We start from the raw sequence: 26,036 nt of genomic DNA, 5'->3' as shown, positions 1-26,036 counted from the left end.
CACAGCCGCGCCGCTCTATGTTGAAACCTTCACCCCCAAAAGACCAAGGCAGGCAGGATCATGACCACACATTCGCGCGGCGTCTCCGCAACGATCGACCCGGTGAAGCTCGACAGGTTGGCCGAAGTCGCCATCAAGGTCGGGCTGCAGTTGCAGCCAGGGCAGGACCTAGTGCTGACCTCGTCGATCGCAGCCCTGCCGCTGACCAGGCGCATCGTCGAACACGCCTACAAGGCCGGCGCCGGGCTGGTAACGCCGATCTTCAACGATGACGAAATCACGCTGGCGCGCTTCCGCTACGGCGCGGACGCGGGCTTCGACCGCGCCGCCGGCTGGATGTATGAGGGCATGGCGAGAGCCTTTTCCAACAATGCGGCGCGGCTTGCGGTGCGCGGCGAAGACCCGTCGCTGCTGTCGGCGCAAGATCCTTCGAAGGTGGCACGGGCCAACAAGGCGAACTCGATGGCCTACCAGCCGGCGCTGGAAAAGATCACCGGCTTCGACATCAACTGGAACATCGTCGCCTATCCGGATCTCGCCTGGGCAAAACAGGTCTTTCCTGGCGATGCCGACGATATCGCTGTGGTCAAGCTCGCCGATGCGATCTTTGCGGCATCGCGGGTCGATGTGGAAGATCCGATCGCAAACTGGACGGCGCACAATGCAGCGCTGCGCGGCCGCACCGAGTGGCTGAACGAGCACAATTTCCATGCCCTGCATTTCACCGGCCCAGGCACCGACCTCACCGTAGGGCTGGCTGACGGCCATGAATGGATGGGCGGCGCCTCGACGGCCAAGAACGGCGTCACCTGCAACCCCAACATCCCGACCGAGGAGGTCTTCACCACGCCGCATGCACGGCGGGTTTCCGGCCATGTCTCCTCGACCAAGCCGCTGTCCTACCAGGGCACGCTGATCGACGAGATTTCGGTGCGCTTCGAGGACGGCAGGATCGTCGAGGCCAAGGCCTCGAAGGGCGAAGACGTTTTGAAGAAGGTGCTCGACACGGACGAAGGCTCGCGCCGGCTCGGCGAAGTGGCGCTGGTGCCGCACTCCTCGCCGATCTCGGCCAGCGGGCTGTTGTTCTTCAACACGCTGTTCGACGAGAACGCCGCCTGCCACATCGCGCTCGGGCAGTGCTATTCGAAATGCTTCGTCAATGGCGCTTCGCTCAGCCAGGACGAGATCGCCCAGCGTGGCGGCAATAAAAGCTTCATCCACATCGACTGGATGATCGGCTCGAACCAGATCGATATTGACGGCGTCCACAAGGATGGCCGCAAGGTGCCGGTGATGCGCAAGGGTGAATGGGCGTAGCAGGCCGACGATTGGCGAAAGCCGCGGTGACGTCCAATCTCCCCCCTTGCGGGGGAGATGCCCGGCAGGGCAGAGGGGGGTGCTGTCCCTCCGGCCTGACAGCTAGGGCCACATGCTTACCGAGAAAAGTATGCGTTAGAAATCGAGCCAAGCCGCGTTCCTTCACATCCCCCTCTGGCCTGCCGGCCATCTCCCCCGCAAGGGGGGAGATTAGCGGCTTCATCGTCTCGCCTACTTCACCGCCGCCTCATAAACATCAGCCTTGAACCCAACCAAAATCCGATCCCCAACCTCCAGCACCGGCCGCTTGATAATCGTCGGATTGGCCAGCATCAGCTTCTTGGCTTTCTTCTCGTCGAGGCCCTGCTTGTCCTTGTCCGGCAGTTCGCGGAAGGTGGTGCTGCCCTTGTTGAGCAGCTTTTCCCAGCCGACCTTGCCGACCCAGCCGTCCAGCTTTTCAGCCTCTATCCCTTCGGCCCGGTAGTCGTGGAACCGGTAGGGCACCTCATGGCCCTCCAGCCAGGTGCGCGCCTTCCTGATCGTGTCGCAGGTGGTGATGCCGTACATGGTGATCGTCAAAGGCGTGCTTCCCTTGGGCTGACAGTCGAATCCGCCAGACAGCCTAAAACCGCCCTTTCCGCTTTGCCAGCACCCCGGCCGACATCGGTGCATTTTTAGGGCTTGCCAATACTAAGGAAATTTCCTAAGTATTTTTGCGCAGCTTTTAACGGCAACTCAGGAACCGACCATGCCAAGCCTCCACACCGCAAATCCCAGCCCTCCGCCGATCGACGGCATCTTTCGCGCGCTGGCCGACCCGACGCGGCGGCGTGTGGTTGAACGGCTCAACCGCAGCCCGGCCTCGGTCAGCGAACTGGCGCAGCCTTTCGAGATGGCGCTGCCTTCCTTCATCGAGCACCTCAAAGTGCTGGAAAGCTGCGGGCTGGTGCGTTCGGAAAAGATCGGCCGCACCAGGACCTACCAGCTGGCGCCCGAGCCGCTGCAGCTTGCCGAAAACTGGCTGGCCGAACAGCGCGCGCTGTGGGAGCGCCGCCTCGATCAGTTCGACGCCTATGTGATGAGCCTCAAGGAGCAGGAAAAGTGAGCTATCCCTTCAAGGCCGACCCCAGGCTGGACCTGATGCTGGAGCGCAAGCTCGATGCGCCGCGCGAACTCTTGTGGCGCGCCATGACGGTGCCGGAGCATGTCAAGCAATGGTTCACCCCAAAGCCCTGGCTGATCACCGATTGCGAGATCGACCTCAGACCGGGCGGGCTATTCCGGACACGCATGCAGTCGCCCGACGGCACAGAGGTCAACGACCGCCATTGCTGCTATCTCGAGATCGTGGAGAACGAGCGGCTGGTGTGGACGGATGCGCTGCTGCCGGGCTATCGGCCGTCGGGCGAGCCCTTCATCACCGCGGTGATTTCCTTGCATCCGGACGGCAAGGGCACGCGCTACACGGCCACCGCCATCCACCGCGATGCGGCGACCCGCAACAACCATGAAGAGATGGGTTTCTTCGACGGCTGGGGCACGGTGGCCGATCAGCTGGCGCAATATGTGAAGACGATTTGAGTTTTTCGCATGGCGGCCAGGACGTTGTCCCGGCCGCCTGATTTTGGGTCATCCGCGAAGTGAGCCGGATGCCGGCGGTATTCCGGCCTCAGTAATAGAAGCGCTCTTCGGTGATCTTGCCGTTCTTGACCGTGTACACGCCGACCTCGTCCATGGTGACACGTTCGCCGGTGGCCTTGGGCGTGATGTCAAACTTGAAGCGCACCGCGAACTGGTCGCCGTTGACATAGGGCCCCTCGACCGAGCCGCCATGCACTTCATTGTTTGCTTGCCACCATTCGCCCTTTTGCCTGAGCGCCTCCTTGCCGCGGGCGATGGCCATTGGCCCCTCCATGGCTTCGAGGCTGACGATATCATCGGCATTGTACTTCTCGGCAGCACCGACATGATCACCCTGCTGGAGCAACTCGGTGAAGTCCTTGGCAATATCCGCGATGGTCATTTGTGTTCCTCCTGTTCAGACGCATTGCAAGTAGGGAAGCGCTCGCTGGCCCGCCACCTCTGCCCGCACGACAGCTGACAAGCCGTGTCAGGACGATGGATATAGCGCAACTATGTGACGACGAGTTGGGCGGCGCCGACGGCGACGTCGGTTGCAGACACAAGCCAATTCCGCAATGCTAGGTGTATGTGCAACCTCTACAACATCACGACGACGCAAGAGGCTGTCCGCCAATGGACGCGCACATTACGCGATATCAGCGGCAACCTTGAGCCTTCGGTCGACATCTATCCCAATCAGCCCGGTCCGGTCGTTCGCAACACACCCGACGGAGAGCGTGAGCTGGCGAAAATGCTTTGGGGCTTGCCAACACCGCCAGAGCGCATGAAGGGTAAAGCCGACTACGGCACTACCAACGTGCGCAATCCGCAATACTCGCACTGGCAGCAGTTTGTCGGCGTAGAGCATAGATGCGTCGTCCCGGTGACCTGCTTTGCCGAACCCAGCCCTGCACCGAACGACAAGGACCCAGACACAGGCATCCAGCGCAATTATTGGTTTGCCCGTGACGAAAGCCGGCCGCTGTTCTTCTTCGCTGGTTTCTGGACCCGCTGGCAGGGCGTGCGAAAGGTCAAGGACGGTCCCGGCGACTTCGAGTTGTTCGCCTTCATGACAACCAAGCCTAACGCCCTCATCGCGCTAATTCATGAGAAGGCGATGCCCGTGATCCTAACCACGCCGGAAGAGACCGAGGCTTGGCTGACAGCGCCATGGTCAGAAGCACGGCATTTGCAGCGGACAGCGACCGACGACGCGTTGGTGATCGTCGAGAAGCCAGTTACACAGATCAAGTTCACGCAGTTGGCGCCGGCGCAGGGGTCTCTGTTCTAGGCCGGGATCGGCTCTCCTCAATCGTCGTCTCGCCAGATCACCCGGCGAACCATGCGGATTTCGACAAGACGCCTGACACGAATTTTCAAACGCTCGGCTGCGCTAGGCAGGATGATGCTGGCGTCAAGCTCGCGACCTTTGCAGCGCTCACACCGCATGTGCCGTTCCACATCCCAGAAAGGTATATCACCGACCAGCTTTGCGAGGTCGCCAGGGAGATAGTGTCGAGTGATGTTGCAGTGCCGGCATCGGATACGAATTAGCTGCCCGACCTCGTGCGCCAGGCACAGGGTTTGCACATTTCGGCGCGGTCGGGTGCTCAGTTCGGGCATAAGACAAGGTAGGAATATGTTCCTTGTCGAGTCAATTCACACTTAATTCCATCTTCCTTTTTCACCGCCGGCGGTTGGACGCAAAGGCAGACCAACCCCCGCTGGATCTTGAGGCGGATCAGCCTGGCAACATAGGGCAGTTGGCGCCACGGCGCAGACTGATATGCGCCACATCGCCGACGCTGAATTGAAAACCTTCGGCCTGGCGCGGCGCGTCGATCACCACCGGCAGCCCCTGGCCGAGTTCGGCATGCAGGCGCAGCGTGCGGCCGTGGAAGACGATGCTGTTGACGCGCGCCGGAGCGGTGCCGGCGGCGGCGTCGGTGGTGGCCAGCAGATCCTCGGGACGGACGCCGATGGTGCGTTCGGCGCCCTCGGCGGGCGTATCGCCGGTTTCGGATGTTGCCTCCAGCGAAAGCCCACCGGCAGCAAAGCGCAGACGATCACCGTCGCGGCCGAGGAAGCGCGACTGAAGCAAGTTCATCGTGCCGATGAAGCTTGCCACGAATTTCGTCGCCGGCCGGTCGTAGAGCGTCGCCGGCGGCGCGATCTGCTCGATGCGGCCCTTGTTCATGACGACGATGCGGTCGGAGATCGACAAGGCTTCGGTCTGGTCGTGGGTGACCATGACGAAGGTGGTGCCGAGGCGCGACTGCAGCCGCTTCAGCTCGACCTGCATCTGTTCGCGCAGATGCGCGTCGAGCGCGGACAGCGGCTCGTCGAGCAACAGCACGCGCGGCTCGCAGACAATGGCGCGGGCGAGCGCGACGCGCTGGCGCTGGCCGCCCGACAGTTCGGAGACGCGGGCGCCGAGCTTGTCGGCAAGGCCGACCATGTCGAGCGCTTCGCGGACGCGCTTGGCCTGTTCGGCTCCGGACAGTTTGCGCAGCGACAGGCCGAAGCCGACATTTTCCGCCACGTTCATATGCGGGAACAGCGCGTAGTCCTGGAACACGGTGTTGACGGGACGGTCGAAGGGCCGGAGCGCGGTGATGTCGCGGCCGTCGAGCAGAACCTTGCCGCTCGACGGACTCTCGAAGCCGGCGATGACACGCAGGCTTGTGGTCTTGCCGCAACCCGACGGTCCGAGCAGCGTGATGAACTCGCCGCTGATTATGTCGAGATCGACGGCATCGAGCCCGACAATGCCGCCGGGAAACACCTTCGAGACCTTGTCCAGACGGACCAGCGCATCAGGCGCCATCGCGAACCTCGGACGGCTTGGTGGTGTTGACCCAGAGGATCTGGCAGCGCTCGGTGCCGGGATTGCGGAAGGCGTGCAGAAGCGTGCTCTTGAAGGCAAAACTGTCGCCGCTCTTCAGCACATATTTTGTCGAATCCACCACCAGCTCGACCTCGCCCGACAGGACGTAGCCGAACTCGTGGCCGATATGCGCATAGGCTTCCGCTGTGCCACCATCGGCCTCTACTGTCACCAGGAGCCCGGTCAGCGTCGCGCCCGGCGGTGACAGCAGCGCCTTGGCGATGCCTTCCGACTTGACCGGGATCTGCCGCCTCTTGTCGGCGCGCACGCAATAGAGATCGTTGCCGGCATCCTTGCCGTCCGTGATCAACGCCGAGGGCTCGATGTCGAGTGCGGCAGCGAGCGGCCAGATCACCTTGACGCGCAGCGAGGACAGGCCGCGCTCGATCTGGCTCAGCGCCCCGATCGACACGCCGGCCTTGGCCGCAAGCTCGGCCAGCGACAGATTGCGCTCCAGCCGCAGCGCCCGCACACGGCGGCCGACGCGGATGTCGGCATCGTCTTTGGGCTTTTCTGTTGCGTCGTCGAGCATGTCCATGCGTGGGTCCTTGTCTTGTTTCCTTCCCCCCTTGTGGGGGAAGGTGGATCGGCGCGAAGCGCCGAGACGGATGAGGGGTGTTCCAGCGGAGTGAGACGTTGGCGTTCCCTGGAACACCCCTCATCCGTCGCCTTCGGCGACACCTTCTCCCACAAGGGGAGAAGGGGGAGCTTTACCCGCCCGCCTTCACTTTCTCGAACATTTTCGCCACATCGTCATTCTGCTTCATCGGGCCGGTGAAGATGGTGCTCTTCAGCATCACTTCGGGATCCGCCGGCAATTGCAGCTTGTCCAGTTCGTCCTTCGCCACGCCGGCGAAGGCGGTGCTGAGCGAGCTGCCATAGCCGTAGGACTGGATCAGGTACTTACCCGAGTCGGCGTCGAGCCGGCTGTTGATGAAGTCATAGGCGAGGTCGACGTTCTTGGCGTCCTTGAGCATGACGAAGCCGCAGGCCCAGGTCAGCATGCCTTCCTTCGGCTTCATGAACTCGACCGGCACACCTTGCTTCTTAAGCGAGGTGGCCGACGCGTTCCAGGTCATGGCGGCGACCAGCTGGCCGCTGGCCAGTGCCTGTTCGACCGAGGTCATGTCGGTGGTGTAGCTGGACAGCAACGGACGCTGCTCGCGCAGTTTTTCCGCCACCTTGTCCATCTGCTCAGGCGTCATGTCGAACGGATTGACGCCGGCGAGCAGTGCGGCAACGATCGGCGTGTCATGCACGGCATCGATGGTCGCCATGCGGCCGGCATACTGCTTGTCCCACAGAAGGTTCCAGCTTGCTTCCGGGTTCTTCACCAGATCGGTGCGGTAGAGGATCGAGGTGTTGCCCCAGTCCCACGGCACCATCCAGACCTTGCCGTCGCCGGCCTGGATGTCGGGCAGGTTCTTGAACACCGGGAAGATCGAATCCCAGTTCTTGATGCGCTTGGTGTCGATCGGCTGCAGCAGGCCCTCCTTGTTCCAGCGCGCCACCTTGTCGTAACAGGGATGCGCTATGTCGGGGCGGAAGCCGGCCTTGACCTTGGTGAAGGCATCGTCGTCGTCGCCGAAGATCGAGGCTTCGACGCCATCGGGATGGGCTGTCAGGAAGCTCTTGTTGAAGTCGGGCAGTTCATAGCCCGACCAGGTGAAATATTGTAGCTTGTCGGCGGCGAAGGCGACGGTCGACGACAGGACGATTGCAAGGGCTGCAAGCCCGGTGCGGGCTGTCTTTCCGGTGATCGATTTCAGGTCGAATGCCATTTCGGTTCTCCTCTCTTGTTATGGTTTCAGGCTGGATTGGCAGGCGCTGGCCGCCGGCCTGCATTGAGGCCACGGTGGCGCAGCAATTCGGCTGTGCCGGCGATGATGAAAGACACGGTGAGGATCGCAGTCCCCAGCGCCATCACGGTCGGCAGCGAGCGGGGAAATCGCAGCTGGCTCCATATGTAGAGCGGCAGCGTCGGCTCGGTGCCGGCGAGGAAGAAGACGACGATGAATTCGTCGAAGGAAATCAGAAACGCCAGCATGAAGGCCGAAATGATCGCTGGCAGGCTGAGCGGCAGCATCACCCGCCGGAACGTGGTCCAGTCGGACGCGCCGAGATCGAGCGCGGCCTCGGGAATGGTTTTCGGGATGGCGGCGAAGCGGCTGCGCATGATCACCACCGTCGTCGGAAGCGCCACCAGTATGTGGCCGAGAACGATGGCGATGCGCGACGGGCCGAGGCCGATGAGGTTGACGAGGATAAGCAGCGATATGCCGACGATGACGCCGGGGATCAGGATCGGCAGCCTAGAGATGGCGCTGATGGTGGCGGCCAGTGGCGAGCGGCCATAGAGGTCCATGTAGGAGACGGTTATGCCGCAGAGCGTGGCGCCGGCGGCGGCCACGATGCCGATGACGAGGCTGTTCAAAAGCGCGCCGGACAGCGCCGGATTGCCATAGAGCGTGGCATACCATTCGAGCGTAAAACCCTGCAGCGGAAACGCTGCCTGGATGGAATTGTTGAAGGAGAACAGCGGGATCAAAAGGACCGGCAGGTAGAGGAACACCAAGTAGGCGATGACGTAAACGCCAAGCCAGCGACCGCCTTCCGTGCGCGCCGCGCTCATGTGCGGCTGCCGAATTTGCGGTCGGCAGAGCGCGCGACCAGCACCACGCACAGGATGACCAGCATCACGCAGACCGAGAGTGCGGCGCCGAACGGCCAATCATTGGCCTTGCCGAATTGCGACTGGATCAGCGTGCCGATCATGGTGCTGGCCGGGCCGCCGACCATAGCCGGCGTGACATAGTCGCCGACCGTCGGCACAAAGACGACCAGGGCTGCCGCCAGCACGCCCGGCATCGAATTGGGCAAGACAACGCGGCGGAAGGTAGTGAAGGGTCTGGCGCCAAGATCGGACGCGGCTTCGAGCAGCGATTTCGGAATGGTGTCTAGCGCCACATAGATCGGCAGGATGGCAAACGGCGCGTAGGCGTGTGCCAAGGTAACCACGACCGCAGCCGGCGTGTTGAGGAAGGCCAGCGTCGGTTCCGACCAGATGCCGCTTTCGATCAGCGCCGAGTTCAACACGCCGTTGTAGGCCAGCACGATCTTCCAGGCGAAGACGCGCAGGAGATAGCTGGTCCAGAACGGCAGCGTCACCAGGAACAGCAGCAGTCCACGGCGGCGGCCGGCATGGAACGCGAGATAGTAGGCGACGGGATAGGCGGTGACGACGGTTGCCAGCGTCACCAGGCCGGCAATCACCAGCGAGCGCAGCGTCACCGTCCAGTACAGCGGATCGGAGACCACGGTAATGAAATTGTCCGCCGTGAAACCGGCGCCGAGCAGCGAGCCGTCATTGCCGCGGAAGGCGAGGAACAGCACCAGGCCGAGGGCGAACAGGATCAGGAAGAAGGTGACCAGTCCGCCCGGCAGCAAAATGGCGAAGCGGAAGCCTGAAGGGGATCGGGGCTGTGCCGGTGCTTCTGTTGCAACGATGGTCGACATCAAACTGTTCAACCGAATTATGAAATCGACTTAATTTTTTTCATATTCGTGAAACTGTCAAGCTGAATCCGCGGAACTAAACGGCTGGCGCACAATCAGCGCTCGAAGGCGTCCAGCATCCGGTACCAGGCGATGGTCGCGGCGACGCCGACCTGGCGGAAGGCATGGAACGGGATCGGCCGGATCGGCGACAGCGGGAACGGCAATTGCGCTACGTCAGCGTTTGCAAGGTAGCCCGCCATGCGCTTTCCCAGCGCGCTCATCAGGCCGACGCCCCTGCCCTGGCAGCCGACCACGGCGAGCAAGCCTTTTTCAGGCTCGTGGATGTGCGGCAGATGATCCGGCGTCATCGCCACGCGGCCGAACCAGCGCTTCTCGATGGGAACATCGGAGAGCGCCGGATAGAGCCGCACCAGCGCGCGCTGCAGATGCGCCCAGTCGGCCTCGCTCTTTGGCAGGGCCATGCGGCCGCGCCCGCCAAGCACCAGCCGACCGTCGGCGCTCCTGCGATAGTAGACGAGGATGCGCCTGGAGTCGGACACCGCTTGCCCTTCCGGCAAGATCGCCGCTGCAAGGTTGGACGACAGTGGCGCGGTCGCGATCTGGAAGGAATGCAGCGGCACGATGGTCTCGGCGAGACCTGGAAGCAGTCCATCGGTATAGGCGTTGGTCGCCAGCACAACCGCCTTGGCTCTTACTTCGGTGCCGTTTTCTGTCGAAACACGCCACAAGCCGGCATCCCTGGTCAGCTTCACCACCTTCTGCCGTTCGGCAATGCTGGCGCCGGCTGCGGCAACAATGCGCGCCAGTTCCAGCGTATAAGCGAGCGGATCGATGATGCCGGCGCGGCGGTCGAGCCAGCCGCCGAGATAGCCTTGCGCGCCGGTCATCGCAGCGATCTCGCTTCCACTCAGAAGCCGGACATCGGCGCCACGTGCCCGCCATTGCCGATCCCGGTTCGCTGCCGCTGTCAAAGCGGTTTCGGTGTGCGCAGCCTGGATCCAGCCATGGCGCGTGAACGGCACCGCCAGTTTTTCGTCACGGATGAGATCGAACACCGCATCGGCCGTCGAGGCGGCGAAATCGACCAATGCCTGGCCACGCCCGGGGCCGAAATGCTGGAGCAGCCATTCGGGATCGTATTTCAGGCCGGGAATGACCTGGCCGCCATTAAGACCCGAGGCGCCCTGCCCGACCTCGCCGGCCTCCAGCACCTGCACGCCGAGACCAAGCCGGGCGGCATGCAAGGCCGTCGACAGGCCCATGAAGCCGCCGCCGACGATGACGACATCCACCAGCGTGCCATCCGGGACGAGCGACTGAAAGGTGGATGCGGTCTGCGGCTTTTGCCAGATCGGAACGGAAAACAGTGTGGGCAAGGCTTCACCTAGAGAATGGCGCAAAATGAAAATGCTAGTGGCAATTTCATTTTTTTGAAAGAGATGCCTTCATGTCAGCACCGACAATTGGCTGCGCCACGGGATAGACCTTTGGCAGGAATCCGGTGAAAGTGCCGCGCCCTTCAGGCCAGTTCCCATTCGCAATCAGTCAAAGGACCGTAAGCCATGACGAACCCAACGCAGCTTCCCGCCGACGGGCTCTTCATCGGCCGCGCCAAAGCGAACGATGCCCCGCATCCGCTGGTGGTCACGGTTCGCGACGGCACCGTCTTTGACATCACCTCTCGCGCAGCGCCCACTGTGCGCGACATTTGCGAGATGGCCGACCCGGCTGGCTATGCGAGCTCAGCCAAGGGCAAGTCGATCGGCTCGCTCGAGGCGATCGCCGCCAACAGCTTTCAGGCCACCCGCGATCCGGCAAAGCCCTATCTCCTCTCGCCCGTCGACCTGCAGGCGGTGAAGGCGTCGGGCGTGACCTTCGTCGTCAGTCTGCTCGAGCGCGTCATCGAGGAGCAGGCACGCGGTTCGGCGGAAAAGGCCGACGCCATCCGCGCCGACATTGCCGGGCTGATCGGCCACGATCTGTCGAAGCTGAAGCCCGGCTCGCCGGAAGCGATGGAGATCAAGGCCAAGCTGATCCAGCGCGGCGCCTGGTCGCAATATCTGGAAGTCGGTATCGGGCCCGACGCCGAGATCTTCACCAAGTGCCAGCCGATGGCGTCGGTCGGCTTCGGCGCCGATGTCGGGCTGCATCCCGTGTCGACCTGGAACAATCCGGAGCCGGAGATTGCCATGATCGCCGCCAGCAGCGGCAAGATCGTCGGCGCCACCATCGGCAACGACGTCAATCTCAGGGATGTCGAGGGACGTTCGGCACTGCTGCTCGGCAAGGCCAAGGACAACAATGCCTCGGCTTCGCTCGGCCCATTCATCCGGCTGTTCGACGCAACATTTTCGATCGACGACGTGAAGCAGGCCATTGTGCGGCTGAAGGTCGAGGGCGAGGATGGATTTTCGCTGGAGGGCGCGAGCTCGATGGCCGAGATCAGCCGTTCGCCGGAAGAACTCGTTGCCGCCGCCATGGGGCCGCACCACCAATATCCGGACGGGTTGGCGCTTTATCTCGGCACCATGTTCGTGCCGTCGAAGGACCGCGGCGAAAAGGGCAAGGGCTTCACCCACAAGGTCGGCGACATCGTCACCATCTCCTCGGAGAAATTCGGCGCGCTGGTCAATCGCGTGCTTCTGTCGCCCGATTGTCCGCACTGGACCTACGGCGCCAGCCATCTCATGCGCGACCTCGCCAAGGCCGGCCTTATCTGATTTTTCGGGCGCTGCGCTTTTCCCGGGAAAACCGCCTCACACTTTTCCTGGATTTGCTCGAACTGATGCGATCTGATGGGATCGCTGATGGCGTGTTGCATCGCGCCACCATCCATTGGGCGGATGGAGGCTTGCCATCGGCCGGAAAAGAAGATGCTCTGAGCATCCGGGCGGCGCTGGCAGGAGGAAATGATCGGGCATGGCCCGGATCATCGCCGGACGTGGAGGTCGTTTTTCAACATGGGAGGAAAGCAAATGCTAACGAGGCTACGATTACTCGTGCTCGGCTTGATTGTGGCGCTGGCCATTCCGGCGGCGGCACAGGCCAAGACGTTCTACTGGATTTCGCATGGCGGCCCGGCCGACCCGGTCTGGACCTACTTCCTCGCCGGCGCCAAGCAATGGGCGAAAGACACCGGCAACACCGTCAACACCTCGTTCCACAATGGTGACGTCGCCTCGCAGCAGGAAGCGGTTCGCGCGGCCCTCTCCGCCAAGGCCGACGGCATCGTCACCACCAGCCCCGATCCGGGCAGCCTCGTCGAGATCGTCAAGGAGGCCCGCGCGGCAAACATCCCGATCATCAATTTCAACACGCCCGATCCCAAGGCCAATTTCAACGCCTACGTCGGCGGCGACAACGTCACCTTCGGCAAGCACTGGGCGCAGTATCTGGTCGACAAGGGGCTGGTGAAGAAGGGCGACTTCGTCTGGATGCCGGTCGAAATCCCCGGCGCCACCTATGGCGTCCAGGAAGAGGAAGGCATCAAGAGCGTCTTCGGGCCACTCGGCATCACCTATGAGATCACCGAGGCGACGCTCGACCAGGCCGAAGTGATCAACCGCATGGTCGATTACCTCACCGCCAACAAGGCCAAGGTCAAGGCGATCATCGGCCTCGGCGACCTCGTCACCGGCTCGATCAAGCGGGTCTTCGACCAGGTCGGCATCAAGCCGGGTGAAATCCCGGTCGTCGGCTGGGGCAACTCGCTCGACACCACCCAGGAAGTGCTGACCGGCTACGTCAATGCCGGCCAATGGCAGGACCCGCAGGCGACCAGCTATGTCGCACTGTCGCTCGCCAACATGGCAGCGTCGGGCATTCCTCCGGGCTTCAACGTCATCACCGGCGCGCTCTACGAAAAGGACACCGCGCAGGTCTACGACGACATCCTGTCCGGCAAATAACCTGGATATCCAACAGTCGCGGCCGCAGCCGCGGTCGCGACTGTCTTTTTCGCCGAAGCTTTCGCACCACGTGCGGAGGTTCAGCCCTTCCCTTCCTGTCGCGGGTTATCAGTGGAAAACCGTTCGCTCACCCAACGCCTGATCGCGAGGCCGGAATTCGGGCCTTTCGTGCTGCTCATCGTCGAAATCGCGGTGTTCTGGAGCATCAACCACGATTTCCTGTCGCCGCAAAACATCTCCAACACGCTGGCCTTCACCGTCGAGCTCGGGCTGATCGCGCTGGCGATGACGCTGCTGATGACATCGGGCGAATTCGACCTGTCGGTCGGCTCGCTGTTCGGCTTCTCGCCGGTGCTGATGTGGACGCTGTTCAACAGCGGCCTGACCTCGCTGGAAGTCGGCTTCCTCGCCGCGCTGATGGTCGCCGCTCTCATCGGTCTGGTCAATGGCTGGTTCGTCACCCAGCTCAAGATCCCGTCCTTCCTGGTCACGCTCGGCATGCTCTTGGTGGTGCGCGGCACAGCGCTTTTTGTCACCGACGGCTTTCCGCAGCGCACCTGGAGCGCGGAAGGCAGCCGGCTCGCGGAAGCGCTGGTCGGCGATTTCTTCATCGGGCCGTTCCGCATCTACATGTCGCTGTTCTGGTTCATCGCGGCGGCCGCAATACTCGGCTACGTGCTGACGCAGAGCCGCACCGGCAACTGGATCCAGGCAGCCGGCGGCAACCCGAATGCCGCCCGCGCCCGCGGCGTCAACGTCAACGGCGTCAAGATCGGTCTGTTCATCCTGTCGTCGCTGATGGCATCGCTGGCCGGTGTCATCTCCTCGCTGCGCACATCGGCCGCCAACCCCAACAGCGGCACCGGCTACGAGCTCGAAGTCATCGCCATGGTGGTGATCGGCGGCACGGCGCTGACCGGCGGACGCGGCACCATCATCGGCACAGTGCTCGGCATCCTGATCCTGCGCGTCATGCGCAACGGCATCGTGCTGATCGGCGTGCCGGGCCTTGCCTACAACATCTTCATCGGCGCCATTATTCTCGGCATGATGGCGCTCCATTCATGGCTGGAACGCCGGCATCAGGCAGGGACGTGAACCATGGCTGAACCGCTCATCCGCATGACCAACATCAAAAAGTCCTACGGGCGCGTGCAGGCGCTCGAGGACGCCAATTTCCACGTCAACGAAAGGGAGATCGTCGGCCTGCTCGGCGACAATGGTGCCGGCAAGTCGACGCTGATCAAGGTGTTGTCGGGCGCCGTGCCACTGACCAGTGGCGACATCTTCATCCGCGGCAAGAAGGTCAATCTGCGCAGCACCAGCGACGCCATCGCGCACGGCATCGAGACGATCTACCAGGACTCCGCACTGGTCACGCAGCTGTCGATCGCGCGCAACCTGTTCCTCGGGCGCGAACCGATCAAGCCGCCGCGCTTTCTGAACCGCATGGACCAGGAGGCGATGAACGTGGTCGCCCGCGACCTGCTCAAGCAAGTCGGCATTTCGAAAAATATCCCGCCGACGACGCCGATCGGCTCGCTCTCCGGCGGCGAGCGGCAGGCCGTCGCCATCGCCCGCGCCATGCATTTCGACAGCGACCTCATCATCCTTGACGAGCCGACCAACAATCTCGGCGTCGCCGAGACGCAAGGCGTGCTGAGCTTCGTGCGCAACGCGCGCGATTCCGGCCATTCCTGCATCTTCATCGCCCACAACATCCACCACGTCTTCCAAGTGGTCGACCGCATCGTCGTCATGCGCCGGGGCCAGGTGGTCGCCGATGACATCGACCCGAAGAAGACCAACGTCGCCGAGGTCGAACGCATCATTACCGGCATGTCGGACAAGGAAATCCGCGACGCCATCGCCGAAGGCAGGCCATCGCACGGCTGAACCGTCTTCCTGCCGTCTGGCGCAGGATCGCATCAGCTCTAACTCTTTGTGGAGCATGATCTTTGGACAAAACGGTTCCCGTTTGTCCGACAAAACCGGTTCCCACTTTTCGGGATCATGCTCTATGACTGTGACCATGAAAGCCACCGTTGCTGACATAGCCAGAAGCTGCGGCCTGTCGACCGCGACTGTCGACCGTGTGCTCAACAACCGGGCCGGCGCGAGCGCCGCCAACCGGCAGCGCGTGATGGAAGCGGCCAAGCAGCTCGGCTATTTGCCGGTGGTCGACCAGGTGACGCTGCCATCGCGGCCGGCGCATCTCGAATTCTTCCTGCCGATCGGCGCCAACGGCTTCATGGTCGATCTGGCCGGGCATATCGAGGACTATGCGGCGCGCCTGCCGCTGGTCGCCTCCTGCCGCATCCACAACCTTGCCGGCATCTCGCCGGCCGCACTCCAGGCGGCGGTCGAAAATCTGTCGCTGAAGGCCAACGGCGTCGGCGTCATCGCCGTCGATCATCCCAGGACGCGCAACATATTGCGTGACGTGGTCGAGGCCGGCATCCGGCTCGTCACGCTGGTCTCAGACGTTCCGGCGGCCCCGCGCTCGGCCTATGTCGGCATCGACAACCGGGTGGCGGGGCGTACCGCGGCGCTGCTGATGGGGCGGTTCCTCAACGGCCATAAGGGCCATCTGGCGATGGTGGTCGGCTCGCGCTCCTATCGCGGGCATGAGGAGCGCGAAATGGGCTTCCGCTCGGTGCTGTCGGAAGAGTTCCCCAACCTCACAGTCTCAAGCGCCGTCGAGATCAATGACGAGCCGGAGGGCAGCTATGCTGCCACGATGCAGGCGCTGCATAACGAGCCGGACCTGCTCGGCATCTACTGCGTCGGCGCCGGACGCTCAGGCGTGGCCAGAGCGCTGCTCGAAACCAGGCCGAAGAAAAAGCCGGTGTTCATCTGCCACGACCTGACGAAGGAAACGCGCGGTTATCTCGTCGACGATCTCGCCGATGTCGTCATCGACCAGAATGCGCGGCTGATCGCCGAGCAATCGGTGATCCGCCTGCTCGGCTCGATCGCGTCCGCGGCACCCTATCTGACGAAGAAGTTCATCGAGCCGCGGCTGATCTTCAAGGAGAACGTGCCGGTGCAGTGAATTTGCGCCGTGGCGGCTTTTCCTATTTGTACGACAAGTCGGGGTAGCTGCCGCAAATCTGCACAGCAGCTATGCATCTTTTATGGTTGCCGAATCATTAAGCAACTCGTAGGTATTGGTGGTCGGCCATCTACTCCTCCCAGATGCGATGCCGGCCTTGAGTGCGGTGCACCTCCTCCCGCGCCGTATTCGAAATCAAGCCCGCTGCCACCTCCTCCCGGCAGCGGGCTTTTTCTTTTGCAAATGAATTTGAAGCTGAGGTGCGAGGTCTCGCCAACAGCCGGGGCTGCTCACCCGGATGGCCAGTGGCGATGCGAACCGCTGCTCCCCATACGGGCGCAGCGAGCGAAACGCTGGCTGTCAGCGTGCCCTGAAAGAGCTGATCAGGCCTTCCGCCATGCGCACGAACTGTGTGCTGGGGCCTTGGCAGCCCATGGTCTGCACGCTGACGCGCGCGCCCTCGAACAGCAGCGACAGCGTATCGGCGAGAAGCTCGGCCTGCCCGATGCCGGCATCGCGGCATAGCGTAATAAGGCGATCGCGCTGGGCGCTCTTGAGCTCCTTGATCACGCTTCTCGCCGGATGGTTCGGCTCGGTCAGTTCGACGGCGGCGTTGGCCATGTCGCAGCCGCGACCGTCGGCGGCGAGCATGTCGGCGACCTTGCGGACCCAGGCATGCAATTGCGCCAGCTTGTCGCCGGGGTGCTCCGCCTCGAACTCATCCCATATCGCGGCGCCCTTGGCCGCCGAAGCGCGCAGGCACTGGATGATGAGTTCGTCCTTGGACTCGAAATGACGGTAGAGCGTCATCTTGTTGGTGCCGGCGGCTTCCGTAATGGCGTCGACGCCGACGCCCTTGATGCCATGTTTGTGAAACATGTCCTGCGCCGTCTCCAGGATTCGATCCCGGGGACGCACGCGATCCGTAATGCCGTCTGCCATCGCCGTCTCCTTGTCTCCCTAAATTTTCGGTCCACCTCTTGACTAGGGTGTTACCGGTCTGTAACTATCCGAATGTTACTTACTGGTAACACCTATGTAGCCTTCCGTCAATAACAAGGCCGTGAACTGGTCCTGCCAGATCACAAAGGGTGAAAATTGCGGTTCATGCGGCTCCGGCCGGTGAAGAGATGAAAACCGGTTCGCGATCATCCGATGCGAATCGCTGGAATGGAGACGCTCCGATGTCGCAGCGCAAGGATTTGACCATCGATGAAGCCATCCGGGATCCGATGATCCGGCTGGTGATGAAGGCGGACCGCGTCAACCCCCGCGCCTTCGAAGCGATGCTGAGGACCGTGGCCGATGAGCAGGGCCTCAGCGGCGCGGCGCCGTCTTCGTATTTTTTGCAGGACCCGGGTTCGGCGCGCAGTCGGCGGCTGTCCCGGTCTGCCCATTCATTTAAAGAGGCATGCGTGTCGTGGTAAACTTTTTCATCCATCGTCCGATCTTCGCCTCGGCCATCGCCATCATCATGGTGCTCGCCGGGACGATTTGTTATTTCCTTTTGCCGGTCTCGCAGTTTCCCGACATCACGCCGCCCCAGGTGGTGGTCAGTGCGCATTATCCGGGCGCGAGCGCACAGGTCGTCGCCGATACGGTGACGACGCCGCTGGAGCAGCAGATCAACGGTGTCGAAGGCATGACCTACATGTCGTCGTCGAGCTCCAATGACGGCTCCTCGACCATCACCATCACCTTCGATGTCGGTTATCCCCTGAGCACCGCGGCCGTCGACGTGCAGAACCGCGTCTCGCAAGCCGCCTCGTCGCTGCCGGCGATCGTCAACCAGGGTGGTGTGACGATCAAGAAGCAGAATCCGAACTTCGTCCTCATCGTCAACCTGACCTCGCCCGACAGTTCGGTCGATCCGGTGGCGCTGAGCAACCTTGCCTATCTGCAGGTTGTCGATCCGCTCAAGCGTCTGCCCGGCGTCGGCGATGTGCAGATCTTCGGCGAGCGGCGCTATTCGATGCGCGTCTGGCTCGATCCCGACAAACTCGCCAATCTCGGCATCACCGCGGTCGACGTCCAGAATGCCATTTCGGAACAGAACGTCCAGGTCGCGGCCGGCAAGATCGGCCAGTCGCCGGCGCCCGCCGGCACCGCCTTCGAAATGCAGGTCAACGCCGTCGGCCGCCTGAGCGACCCGAAGGAGTTCGGCGACATCGTCGTGCGCGCCAATACGGACACCGGTTCGCTGGTGCGGCTGCGCGACGTCGCCCGCATCGAACTCGGCGCTCTGCAATATTCGTCGTCGGCCTTCTTCGGCAAAGACCCGACCGTGGTGCTCGCCGTCTACCAGATGCCCGGTTCCAACGCGCTCGATCTGCAACAGCGCGTCAAGGACAAGATGCAGGAGCTGTCGGCCCGTTTCCCCAAGGGCGTCTCCTACGCCATGCATTACGACACGACGCGCTTCGTGTCGGCCTCGATGCATGACGTGCTGATCACGCTCGGCGAAGCGCTGGTGCTCGTCGTGGCCGTGGTGTTCATCTTCCTGCAAAGCTGGCGCACGACGATCATCCCGACCATCGCCATTCCGGTGTCGCTGGTGGCGACGATGGTCGTCATGGAGATGCTCGGCTTCTCGCTCAACATGCTCTCTCTGCTCGGCATGGTGCTGGCCATCGGCCTCGTCGTCGACGACGCCATCGTGGTGGTCGAAAACGTCGAACGACAACTGGAGGCAGGCCTCAAACCGCTGGCGGCGACCAAGGCCGCCATGGCCGAGGTCACCGGACCGATCATCGCCACCACCGCGGTGCTGATGGCCGTCTTCGTGCCGGTCGCCTTCATTCCCGGCGTCTCCGGCAAGCTCTACAACCAGTTCGCACTGACGGTGGCGATTTCGGTCGGCATCTCCGCCTTCAACTCGCTGACGCTCAGCCCTGCGCTGAGTGCCGCCTTCCTGCGCCATCGGGGCGAGACGCAATTCGCACCTTTCCGCTGGTTCAATGCCGGCTTCGACAAGCTCTCGCATCTCTACGCCCACGGCGTGCGCATCCTCATCCGGCTGCGCTGGATCATGCTCGGCCTGTTCGCGGCCGGACTGGTCGCGACCTACTTCGTCTGGCAAAAGCTGCCTTCGACCTTCCTTCCGGTCGAGGACCAGGGCTACTTCTTCGTCGTCATCCAGCTGCCTGACGGCGCTTCGCTGGAGCGCACCGATGCGGTGGCGCAGAAGGCGCGCGACATATTGCAAGCGACGCCCGGCGTCGACATCGTCGGCTCGATCAGCGGCCTGAACTTCCTGACCAGTGCGGCGCAGTCGAACTCGGCGGTCGAGTTCGCCATCCTGAAGCCGTGGGAGGAGCGCGGCCCCGACCAGAGCGCGTCCAAGCTCGTCGCCGACGTGCGCGGCAAGCTGATGCAGATTCCGGAAGCCTTCGCGCTGTCCTTCGATCCGCCTTCGATCCCGGGTATCGGCACCACGGGCGGCTTCGAATTCGTCGTCGAAGACCTTACCGGACGCGGCAGCGCGGCTCTCAACGATGCGACGCAAGCCGTGATCGCCGAGGCGCGCAAGCAGCCGGAAATCAATCCGCAGCAGCTGTTCTCGCCGTTCTCGACCTCGACGCCGCAGTTCAACTACGACCTCGACCGAAGCAAGGCCAAACTGCTCGGCCTCAACCTGCCCGACGTCTTCAATACGCTGCAGATCTATCTCGGCTCGCTCTACGTCAACGACTTCAACCTGTTCGGCCGCACCTTCCGGGTGACCATCCAGGCTGACAAGGATGCACGTGCGGGTGCCGCCGACATTTCGCGGCTCTATGTGCGCAATGCGTCCGGCGGCATGGTGCCGCTCTCGACGCTGGGCAAGCTGGTGCCGTTCGTCGGCCCTGAAACCGTGCCGCACTACAACAACAACGCCTCGGCCACGATCAATGGCGGTGCTGCTCCCGGCTTCTCGTCGGGCCAGGCGGTCGCCGCGATGGAACGGGCCGCTGCCACCGCACTGCCCAGGGATTTCGGTTTCGAATGGACCGGCATCACCTTCCAGGAGCTCAAGGCCGGATCGATCGCGTCGGTCGTCTTCGGCCTCGCCATCGTCTTCGTCTTCCTGATCCTGGCGATGCAGTATGAGAGCTGGGCGATGCCGTTCATGGTGCTCTTGGCGGTGCCACTGGCCCTCTTCGGCGCCTTCGCAGCCCTCTTCCTGCGCGGCATGCAGATCGACGTCTACTCGCAGATCGGCTTCGTCATGCTGATTGGCCTGGCGGCCAAGAACGCGATCCTGATCGTCGAGTTCGCAAGGCGGCGGCGCGAGGAAGGCCTGAGCATCGTCGACGCGGCGATGGAAGCCGCGCGGCTCCGGCTGCGGCCGATCCTGATGACGGCCTTCGCCTTCATCCTCGGCGTGCTGCCGCTGATGTTTGCGACGGGTGCTGGTGCAGCAAGCCGGCAGTCGATCGGCACCACCGTCTTCGGCGGCATGGTTGCCGCGACCATCCTGTCGCTGGTGTTCGTGCCGGTCTTCTACGCAGTCATCGAACGGCTGCGCGAAGGCCGCGAGCGTAGCGACGCCCATGACCAGGATCATAGTGGCCAGGACAACAATGAACCGACTGCCGACCCAGCGCTCGTGCGACTGGCCGAAGCAGCCGAATAGAATTGGAGACCAAAATGCGTAAATGGAAAATAGCTTTGGGAACGGCCATCGCCCTGGGGGCGATCTCGGTGGCAAGCGTTCACTTCCTCGATATGGGCAATCTCAGCCTCAATGCCGGCACAGCGGCAGCGACGCCGGCGCCAGCGGCATTCGTCATGCCGGTGCCGGTGGCGAGCGTCGTCAAGAAGACGATCCCGATCTATCTCGACTACGCCGCCCGCATCGAGGCGATCCGCAGCATCACGCTGCAAGCCCGGGTGCCCGGTTATCTCGACGAACAGACGGCTGAGGACGGCGCCGATGTGCGCAAGGGCGACCTGCTCTACAAGATCTCGCCTGACGACTTCCAGGCGGCTCTCGACCAGGCCAAGGCCGCGGTACAACGCGACCAGGCGACGCTCGACTATGCGCGCTCCAATCTCGGCCGCGGCTCTGAGCTCGCCAAGAGTGGTTACCTGGCCAAGGACGGGTTCGACCAACGCACCAGCACCCTGCGCCAGGCCGAAGCGTCGCTTGCCGTCAACCAGGCGGCGGTACGGACAGCCGAGCTCAATTTGAGCTATGCCGAAATCCACGCCCCGTTTGCCGGCCGCGTCGGCCGCAACCAGGCTTCGGTCGGCACGCTGGTCAGCGTTGCCGGCACGGTGCTGAACACGCTGGTGCAGCTCGACCCGATCTATGTCACCTTCAATCCGAGCGAGACGGACTTGGCCGAAATCGAGCAGGCCCGCGCGGCCGGCCCGATCGAGGTCGAGGTGCTGCTGCCCGGCGAGACCGAGGCCAGCCAGAAGGGCGAACTCACCTTCATCGACAACACGGTCGACCACTCGACCGGCACGATCACGGCGCGCGCCACCATCGGCAATGCGAAGTTCTCGCTGCTGCCGGGCCAGTATGTTCGCGTGCGGCTGCACATCAAGCAGCTGCCCGACGCGCTGATGGTGCCGCAGGTGGCGCTGGGTTCGAGCCAGCTCGGGAAATATGTCTATGTCGTCGGCAAGGGCAACACGGTCGACCAGCGCATCGTCACGCTTGGCGCGAACAGCGGCGATCTGGTGGCTGTCCTCAGCGGCGTTGCCGAAGGCGACCAGGTGATAACGGGCAATCTGCAGAAGATCGGACCAGGAATGCCGATCTCGCCATTGCCTCAGGAAAAACCGGCCAGCTGATAACCCCCATCAGCCCCGGTTCTGTGGCGCCCTCGGCACCCACGCCGAGGGCGCCGTTTTTTATGGGGCGCCGTGCACTTTTCCTGGAATTGCTCCGAGCAGCGCGACGAGCCCGGCAATGTCGGCGCGTTCGGCTTTCGCCGGCAGCATGAAGGCGCAATAGGGTTGCCCGAGCCGGACGGAAACCGGGGAGAGCGCGATCAGGCGGCCGGCTTCGAGATCGGCATCAGCCATTGTCCTCTGGCCAAGCGCTATCCCCAGCCCCAGCCTCGCCGCCGATATCGCCAGGCTGGAGAGGCCGACGCGGCGGCCATGCGAGGGATCGGGCGCGCGATTGCCGCCCGCGGCCGCGAACCAGTCGGCCCAGCTTGGATGCGAGGCATAGTTCGGACCCCAATTGGTGTGGATGAACTGGCTCTCATGCATATCCGCCAGGATGGAGCCGCCGCTGCCATGGCGTTTCAGGAAATCGGGCGACGCGACCGGCAGGACCTCGTCATGCACGAGCCGCACCATCCGCAACGCCGGATAGTGATAATCGCCATAGGAAATGCGCAGGTCGATGCTCTGGCGCACCACATCGACCGGATCGTCCTCGACGCGGATATCGATCGCCATCTGCGGGAAGCCGTCGAGCAGTTCCGCCAGCCGGGGCGCGAGCCACAATTCGGCCAGCGAGAACGGCACGCTGACGACGAGACGTGGCCGCACGCCGCCCTCCAGCATGCGCCGGCCGACCGCCGCGATGTCGCCCAGGGCGCGCGCCGTCTGGGGATAGATGGCATGGCCGGCATCGGTCAGCGTGATGCGGTTGCCGTTGCGCACGAAAAGCTGCTTGCCGAACCAGCTTTCAAGATTACGGATCTGCTGGCTGACCGCAGCCGAGGAGACGCCAAGTTCGGTGGCGGCAAGCGTGAAGGAGCCGGCGCGTGCGGCGACCTCGAAGGCCCGCACGGCGTTCAAAGGCGGGAGCTTCTCCATATCGCTTCCTCAATATTTTCTTGTGCAACCCTAATAATTTTCCGCGTTGAGAGAAAGATTTTTTTTGTCGTCTTCTGCTTTCGAAATCGGAGCATTTGACCATGAAAGACATTCTCGATCTCGACCGCTATCCGCTCGACCGCGAAGGCGGCCCCGAATGGCAGCGTCTGGTGGACACCTCCGTCGCGGCGCTGGAAGCCGACGGCATGTTCAATCTCGAAGGGTTTTTGCGCCCTGGCGTCGCCGAGAAGGCGGTTCAAGAAATCCAGCCGGTGATGGCGGCGCGCTCGCATGTGCACAAGCGCATGCACAACATTTACTTCAAGCCGGACCTTCCCGAACTCGCTCCGGATCATCCGGCACTGCGCAAGGTCGAGACCATCAGCCACACGGTCTGCGCCGACCAGATTCCCGGCAGCATCGTGCTTGCCATCTATGAATACGAACCGCTGCTGCGCTTCCTGGCGGCGGCGATGGGCAAGACGAAGCTGCATGTCATGCAGGACCCGCTGGCGCGCACCAATGTCATGGCCTACCGCGCCGGCGAAGCGTTGAACTGGCATTTCGACCGCTCGGAATTCACCACCACGCTTTTGCTGCAGGCGCCTGAACGCGGCGGCGATTTCGAGTATCGCAACGATCTGCGGTCGGACGACAATCCCAACTATGACGGCGTCGCAAAACTGCTCGAAGGGCGCGATCCCGAGGCCAAGATCCTGCACCTGAAACCGGGCACGCTGAACGTCTTCCGCGGCAAGAACACCGCGCATCGCGTCACCACCGTCCAGGGCGCGCGCGAGCGGATGATCGCGGTGTTTTCCTATTATGAGAAGCCGGGTGTGATGTTCAGCCCGGAGGAGCGCGTCGGCTTCTACGGCCGCGCAGCATGAGGTTTGGAAACTCTACTCTGGCGGCCATCTGATGGCGTTTTCTGCGCTTCCGGTGCTCACGGACCCGAACGTCCGCTGCGCTCCGGTTCTCGAAACCACCACCATATGACTCGCCAGAGCGAATTTCGAAACGGCCTCTGGGCGTCTGCCAATCCAGCAACAAGAATCCGGAAAAGGCCTCTTGTAGGATTGTCGACAATCTGCTTGTCTTGTTCCCGGCTCTCACTGGAGTGGCGACATGGCCAAGCTGGATTTCAGTCCGATCGCGGATACGACACGTCGGGCCGAGATCGTCGCGCTGCTCAGGCGCGCGATCCTGACCGGCCAGTTGGAACCCGGCCAAAAGCTCAACGAATTGAGGATCGCCGAACAGATGCGGGTCAGCCGCGCGCCGCTGCGCGAGGCGATGCGCGAGCTGGTGCAGGAAGGCATTCTCACCAGCATTCCCTACGCCGGCACCTTCGTCATCGATGTCACCGCCAAGGACATCGACGACGCCTATTCGCTGAACAAGGTGCTCGATGAATTCGCCATCGAACGCACCTGGAAGCAGCGCGACCAGCGCTTCTTCGACGAGCTCGACCGCCGCCACGAGACGGTGAAGCAGGCGACGCGCGCGCTCGACACCACGCGCCAGATCGAAACCGCGCTGCAATTGCACGGGCTGATTTATGAATGGGCCGACAATTCGGTGCTGCTGGAAACCTGGCAGCGGCTGACCAGCCGGCTGCAAATGTACTTTGCCCTGCACCAGCGGGCGCGCAACGAGCCGGTGCCGGCCGAAGATGTCCACGAGACCTATGTGCGGCTGCTGAAAGGCACGGACATGCGTGCCGCCCAGCGCCATGCGCGCGAGCATATCGACCTCGATTTCGAAGAATTGCTTGCCTATGCGCGCGGCCTCGAACAGCGGACGTCGAAGGGCTGACCCTACTCCTCAACACCAAGCGACAACGGACGTACATAAGTGCAGATCAAAACCATCAAGGCCTATCGTGTCGTGCAGCCCTTTGTGGACGGCCCCTACCGCATGTCCAAGGGACGGGTCGCCGACTGCTTCGACGCGGTGATCGTGGCCATCACCTCCGACAGCGGCGTGACCGGCTGGGGCGAGATGGCGCCGCTCGGCAATTTCTATTCGGCCGCCTTTCCGGCCGGCACGCGCGCCGGCGTGGTCGAGATCGCGCCGCACCTGATCGGCCAGGATCCACGCGGCCTCGCCGGCATCGGCCGGCTGATGGACACGGTGTTCAAGGGCCATCCCTACATCAAATCGGCGCTCGACATGGGGTGCTGGGACCTTGCAGCGCGCGCCGCCGACGTGCCGCTGGTGACCATGCTCGGCGGCCGCGAGAGCGAGATGGCGGAGACCTACCGCGTCGTCACCCATGGCACGCTCGATCGGATGGCGGCACTGGCCAAGAGGATCATTGCCGAGGGCTGTCGCCGCCTCCAGGTCAAAGTAGGCGGCGATGTGCATGACGACATCGACCGGGTGACGGCCGTCGCTTCGGCCGTGCCGAAAGGCACGGTGATTTTCTGCGACGCCAATGCCGGCTGGACCCCCTACCAGGCGCGGCAGTTCGCCGATGCCACGCGCGGCATCGACTACACGTTCGAGCAGCCCTGCACGACGATCGAGGAGAACATGTCGGTGCGCCGGATGCTCGACAAGCCGATGGTGCTGGATGAATCCGTAGTCTCGCTCGAGGCGATGCTGGAAATTCACCGCCTGGGTGCAGCCGACGGGCTGACGCTGAAGATCTCGCGGCTGGGCGGCGTGACCAGGACCCGCCAGATCCGCGACGTCGCCGTCGATCTCGGCTTCATGATCACCGTCGAGGACACGGGCGGCGCCGAGATCGACACGGCGGCGATGGCGCATCTGTCGCTGTCGACACCGCAAGAGCGCCGGCTGCATGCCATCGCCTTCCATGAATGGGTCACGGTGCGCACGGCCAGAAACGCTCCGCCGGTCACCGGCAGCCATATGGGCATTCCCGACGGTCCCGGCCTCGGCATCGATGTCGTGCCCGACCTGCTCGGCAAGCCGTTCTTCGAGATCGGCTGAG

The 26,036-nt window shown here is 63.0% G+C and carries 25 protein-coding genes; 15 read left to right on the top strand and 10 right to left on the bottom strand.

Going from position 1 to position 26,036, the window contains the following annotated elements:
• Window positions 1-60 precede the first annotated feature (60 nt).
• Window positions 61-1,317 (top strand): aminopeptidase, encoded by a 1,257-nt coding sequence (locus tag AC04SH_RS19185; RefSeq protein WP_488576225.1) that lies wholly within the window; start codon window positions 61-63, stop codon window positions 1,315-1,317.
• Between the two features lie 231 nt (window positions 1,318-1,548).
• Here AC04SH_RS19185 and AC04SH_RS19180 read toward each other — a convergent pair whose 3' ends face one another.
• Window positions 1,549-1,896, bottom strand: coding sequence for an ArsC family reductase (locus tag AC04SH_RS19180; protein WP_488576224.1), 348 nt, complete (start codon window positions 1,894-1,896; stop codon window positions 1,549-1,551).
• 169 nt (window positions 1,897-2,065) lie between these two features.
• Here AC04SH_RS19180 and AC04SH_RS19175 point away from each other — a divergent pair, with 169 nt between their 5' ends.
• Together AC04SH_RS19175 and AC04SH_RS19170 are read left to right on the top strand one after the other, a co-directional pair.
• Window positions 2,066-2,422 (top strand): ArsR/SmtB family transcription factor, encoded by a 357-nt coding sequence (locus AC04SH_RS19175; RefSeq protein ID WP_488576223.1) that lies wholly within the window; start codon window positions 2,066-2,068, stop codon window positions 2,420-2,422.
• Window positions 2,419-2,898, top strand: a complete 480-nt coding sequence (locus AC04SH_RS19170; protein ID WP_488576222.1) for an SRPBCC family protein — start codon at window positions 2,419-2,421, stop codon at window positions 2,896-2,898. The genes AC04SH_RS19175 and AC04SH_RS19170 overlap by 4 nt, the downstream gene beginning before the upstream one ends.
• 88 nt (window positions 2,899-2,986) lie before the next feature.
• Here the strand turns inward: AC04SH_RS19170 and AC04SH_RS19165 are convergent, their stop codons facing one another.
• Window positions 2,987-3,340 (bottom strand): SnoaL-like domain-containing protein, encoded by a 354-nt coding sequence (locus tag AC04SH_RS19165; RefSeq protein WP_488576221.1) that lies wholly within the window; start codon window positions 3,338-3,340, stop codon window positions 2,987-2,989.
• Between the two features lie 186 nt (window positions 3,341-3,526).
• Between AC04SH_RS19165 and AC04SH_RS19160 the strand changes: the two genes are divergently transcribed.
• A complete protein-coding gene (locus AC04SH_RS19160; RefSeq protein ID WP_488576220.1) occupies window positions 3,527-4,231 on the top strand; it encodes an SOS response-associated peptidase in 705 nt (234 codons plus the stop codon).
• Window positions 4,232-4,681: 450 nt separating this feature from the next.
• On the opposite strand, the gene AC04SH_RS19155 is transcribed toward AC04SH_RS19160, so the two are convergent.
• From AC04SH_RS19155 to AC04SH_RS19130, 6 genes are all read right to left on the bottom strand, one after another.
• Complete coding sequence (locus AC04SH_RS19155; RefSeq protein WP_488576219.1) at window positions 4,682-5,767, bottom strand: ABC transporter ATP-binding protein; 1,086 nt, start codon at window positions 5,765-5,767, stop codon at window positions 4,682-4,684.
• A complete protein-coding gene (locus AC04SH_RS19150; protein ID WP_488576218.1) occupies window positions 5,757-6,365 on the bottom strand; it encodes a helix-turn-helix domain-containing protein in 609 nt (202 codons plus the stop codon). The genes AC04SH_RS19155 and AC04SH_RS19150 overlap by 11 nt, the downstream gene beginning before the upstream one ends.
• Window positions 6,366-6,537: 172 nt before the next feature.
• Window positions 6,538-7,608 carry an ABC transporter substrate-binding protein gene (locus AC04SH_RS19145; protein ID WP_488576217.1) on the bottom strand — a complete coding sequence of 357 codons (1,071 nt, stop codon included), beginning with the start codon at window positions 7,606-7,608 and terminating at the stop codon, window positions 6,538-6,540.
• Window positions 7,609-7,634: 26 nt separating this feature from the next.
• Window positions 7,635-8,459 carry an ABC transporter permease gene (locus tag AC04SH_RS19140; RefSeq protein ID WP_488576216.1) on the bottom strand — a complete coding sequence of 275 codons (825 nt, stop codon included), beginning with the start codon at window positions 8,457-8,459 and terminating at the stop codon, window positions 7,635-7,637.
• Window positions 8,456-9,343, bottom strand: coding sequence for an ABC transporter permease (locus AC04SH_RS19135; RefSeq protein ID WP_488576215.1), 888 nt, complete (start codon window positions 9,341-9,343; stop codon window positions 8,456-8,458). The genes AC04SH_RS19140 and AC04SH_RS19135 overlap by 4 nt, the downstream gene beginning before the upstream one ends.
• A gap of 95 nt (window positions 9,344-9,438) precedes the next feature.
• Window positions 9,439-10,722 (bottom strand): NAD(P)/FAD-dependent oxidoreductase, encoded by a 1,284-nt coding sequence (locus AC04SH_RS19130; RefSeq protein WP_488576214.1) that lies wholly within the window; start codon window positions 10,720-10,722, stop codon window positions 9,439-9,441.
• Between the two features lie 186 nt (window positions 10,723-10,908).
• Here AC04SH_RS19130 and AC04SH_RS19125 point away from each other — a divergent pair, with 186 nt between their 5' ends.
• The 5 genes from AC04SH_RS19125 to AC04SH_RS19105 all read left to right on the top strand — a co-directional run bounded on the left by AC04SH_RS19125 (window position 10,909) and on the right by AC04SH_RS19105 (window position 16,309).
• Complete coding sequence (locus tag AC04SH_RS19125; RefSeq protein ID WP_488576213.1) at window positions 10,909-12,066, top strand: fumarylacetoacetate hydrolase family protein; 1,158 nt, start codon at window positions 10,909-10,911, stop codon at window positions 12,064-12,066.
• Window positions 12,067-12,321: 255 nt separating this feature from the next.
• Window positions 12,322-13,254: a substrate-binding domain-containing protein gene (locus tag AC04SH_RS19120; RefSeq protein ID WP_488576212.1), complete on the top strand. Its 933-nt coding sequence runs from the start codon at window positions 12,322-12,324 to the stop codon at window positions 13,252-13,254.
• A 111-nt stretch (window positions 13,255-13,365) separates the two neighbouring features.
• Window positions 13,366-14,352, top strand: coding sequence for an ABC transporter permease (locus AC04SH_RS19115; protein WP_488576211.1), 987 nt, complete (start codon window positions 13,366-13,368; stop codon window positions 14,350-14,352).
• Between the two features lie 3 nt (window positions 14,353-14,355).
• The gene (locus AC04SH_RS19110; RefSeq protein ID WP_488576210.1) at window positions 14,356-15,150 is read left to right on the top strand and encodes an ATP-binding cassette domain-containing protein; all 795 of its coding nucleotides are present in this window, start codon (window positions 14,356-14,358) and stop codon (window positions 15,148-15,150) included.
• Between the two features lie 136 nt (window positions 15,151-15,286).
• On the top strand, window positions 15,287-16,309 hold the full coding sequence (locus tag AC04SH_RS19105) for a LacI family DNA-binding transcriptional regulator (RefSeq protein ID WP_142869518.1): 1,023 nt from the start codon (window positions 15,287-15,289) through the stop codon (window positions 16,307-16,309).
• Between the two features lie 360 nt (window positions 16,310-16,669).
• On the opposite strand, the gene AC04SH_RS19100 is transcribed toward AC04SH_RS19105, so the two are convergent.
• A complete protein-coding gene (locus AC04SH_RS19100; protein ID WP_112565683.1) occupies window positions 16,670-17,251 on the bottom strand; it encodes a TetR/AcrR family transcriptional regulator in 582 nt (193 codons plus the stop codon).
• Window positions 17,252-17,493: 242 nt separating this feature from the next.
• Here AC04SH_RS19100 and AC04SH_RS19095 point away from each other — a divergent pair, with 242 nt between their 5' ends.
• From AC04SH_RS19095 to AC04SH_RS19085, 3 genes are read left to right on the top strand one after another with little or no spacing between them, the layout of a single operon-like run.
• Entirely contained in the window at window positions 17,494-17,736 is a 243-nt protein-coding gene (locus AC04SH_RS19095; RefSeq protein WP_192256158.1) for a hypothetical protein, read from the top strand.
• Entirely contained in the window at window positions 17,730-20,924 is a 3,195-nt protein-coding gene (locus AC04SH_RS19090) for an efflux RND transporter permease subunit (protein WP_488576209.1), read from the top strand. Before AC04SH_RS19095 ends, AC04SH_RS19090 begins: the two co-directional genes overlap by 7 nt.
• 14 nt (window positions 20,925-20,938) lie before the next feature.
• Window positions 20,939-22,093, top strand: a complete 1,155-nt coding sequence (locus AC04SH_RS19085; RefSeq protein ID WP_488576208.1) for an efflux RND transporter periplasmic adaptor subunit — start codon at window positions 20,939-20,941, stop codon at window positions 22,091-22,093.
• A 60-nt stretch (window positions 22,094-22,153) separates the two neighbouring features.
• Here the strand turns inward: AC04SH_RS19085 and AC04SH_RS19080 are convergent, their stop codons facing one another.
• Window positions 22,154-23,074 carry a LysR substrate-binding domain-containing protein gene (locus tag AC04SH_RS19080; RefSeq protein ID WP_488576207.1) on the bottom strand — a complete coding sequence of 307 codons (921 nt, stop codon included), beginning with the start codon at window positions 23,072-23,074 and terminating at the stop codon, window positions 22,154-22,156.
• A 101-nt stretch (window positions 23,075-23,175) separates the two neighbouring features.
• Between AC04SH_RS19080 and AC04SH_RS19075 the strand changes: the two genes are divergently transcribed.
• From AC04SH_RS19075 to AC04SH_RS19065, 3 genes are all read left to right on the top strand, one after another.
• Window positions 23,176-23,964 carry a HalD/BesD family halogenase gene (locus AC04SH_RS19075; protein WP_488576206.1) on the top strand — a complete coding sequence of 263 codons (789 nt, stop codon included), beginning with the start codon at window positions 23,176-23,178 and terminating at the stop codon, window positions 23,962-23,964.
• A gap of 238 nt (window positions 23,965-24,202) precedes the next feature.
• Window positions 24,203-24,892, top strand: coding sequence for a GntR family transcriptional regulator (locus AC04SH_RS19070; RefSeq protein ID WP_488576205.1), 690 nt, complete (start codon window positions 24,203-24,205; stop codon window positions 24,890-24,892).
• A gap of 39 nt (window positions 24,893-24,931) precedes the next feature.
• On the top strand, window positions 24,932-26,035 hold the full coding sequence (locus tag AC04SH_RS19065; protein ID WP_488576204.1) for a mandelate racemase/muconate lactonizing enzyme family protein: 1,104 nt from the start codon (window positions 24,932-24,934) through the stop codon (window positions 26,033-26,035).
• Window position 26,036: the final 1 nt, after the last annotated feature.

It is taken from the genome of Mesorhizobium sp. CNPSo 4688 (assembly GCF_057784295.1).
Note: the sequence above shows the minus strand (reverse complement) of the source record. Positions and strands in the feature narration are given on the sequence as shown.

Excerpts from the sequence above, each read along its gene's own strand:
- AC04SH_RS19080 (WP_488576207.1), bottom strand. The coding sequence starts at position 23,074 with ATGGAGAAGCTCCCGCCTTTGAACGCCGTGCGGGCCTTCGAGGTCGCC.
- AC04SH_RS19100 (WP_112565683.1), bottom strand. The coding sequence starts at position 17,251 with ATGGCAGACGGCATTACGGATCGCGTGCGTCCCCGGGATCGAATCCTG.
- AC04SH_RS19160 (WP_488576220.1), top strand. The coding sequence starts at position 3,527 with ATGTGCAACCTCTACAACATCACGACGACGCAAGAGGCTGTCCGCCAA.
- AC04SH_RS19120 (WP_488576212.1), top strand. The coding sequence starts at position 12,322 with ATGCTAACGAGGCTACGATTACTCGTGCTCGGCTTGATTGTGGCGCTG.
- AC04SH_RS19085 (WP_488576208.1), top strand. The coding sequence starts at position 20,939 with ATGCGTAAATGGAAAATAGCTTTGGGAACGGCCATCGCCCTGGGGGCG.
- AC04SH_RS19125 (WP_488576213.1), top strand. The coding sequence starts at position 10,909 with ATGACGAACCCAACGCAGCTTCCCGCCGACGGGCTCTTCATCGGCCGC.
- AC04SH_RS19140 (WP_488576216.1), bottom strand. The coding sequence starts at position 8,459 with ATGAGCGCGGCGCGCACGGAAGGCGGTCGCTGGCTTGGCGTTTACGTC.
- AC04SH_RS19175 (WP_488576223.1), top strand. The coding sequence starts at position 2,066 with ATGCCAAGCCTCCACACCGCAAATCCCAGCCCTCCGCCGATCGACGGC.
- AC04SH_RS19110 (WP_488576210.1), top strand. The coding sequence starts at position 14,356 with ATGGCTGAACCGCTCATCCGCATGACCAACATCAAAAAGTCCTACGGG.
- AC04SH_RS19105 (WP_142869518.1), top strand. The coding sequence starts at position 15,287 with ATGAAAGCCACCGTTGCTGACATAGCCAGAAGCTGCGGCCTGTCGACC.
- AC04SH_RS19095 (WP_192256158.1), top strand. The coding sequence starts at position 17,494 with ATGTCGCAGCGCAAGGATTTGACCATCGATGAAGCCATCCGGGATCCG.
- AC04SH_RS19135 (WP_488576215.1), bottom strand. The coding sequence starts at position 9,343 with ATGTCGACCATCGTTGCAACAGAAGCACCGGCACAGCCCCGATCCCCT.
- AC04SH_RS19155 (WP_488576219.1), bottom strand. The coding sequence starts at position 5,767 with ATGGCGCCTGATGCGCTGGTCCGTCTGGACAAGGTCTCGAAGGTGTTT.
- AC04SH_RS19165 (WP_488576221.1), bottom strand. The coding sequence starts at position 3,340 with ATGACCATCGCGGATATTGCCAAGGACTTCACCGAGTTGCTCCAGCAG.
- AC04SH_RS19070 (WP_488576205.1), top strand. The coding sequence starts at position 24,203 with ATGGCCAAGCTGGATTTCAGTCCGATCGCGGATACGACACGTCGGGCC.
- AC04SH_RS19145 (WP_488576217.1), bottom strand. The coding sequence starts at position 7,608 with ATGGCATTCGACCTGAAATCGATCACCGGAAAGACAGCCCGCACCGGG.
- AC04SH_RS19075 (WP_488576206.1), top strand. The coding sequence starts at position 23,176 with ATGAAAGACATTCTCGATCTCGACCGCTATCCGCTCGACCGCGAAGGC.
- AC04SH_RS19150 (WP_488576218.1), bottom strand. The coding sequence starts at position 6,365 with ATGGACATGCTCGACGACGCAACAGAAAAGCCCAAAGACGATGCCGAC.
- AC04SH_RS19185 (WP_488576225.1), top strand. The coding sequence starts at position 61 with ATGACCACACATTCGCGCGGCGTCTCCGCAACGATCGACCCGGTGAAG.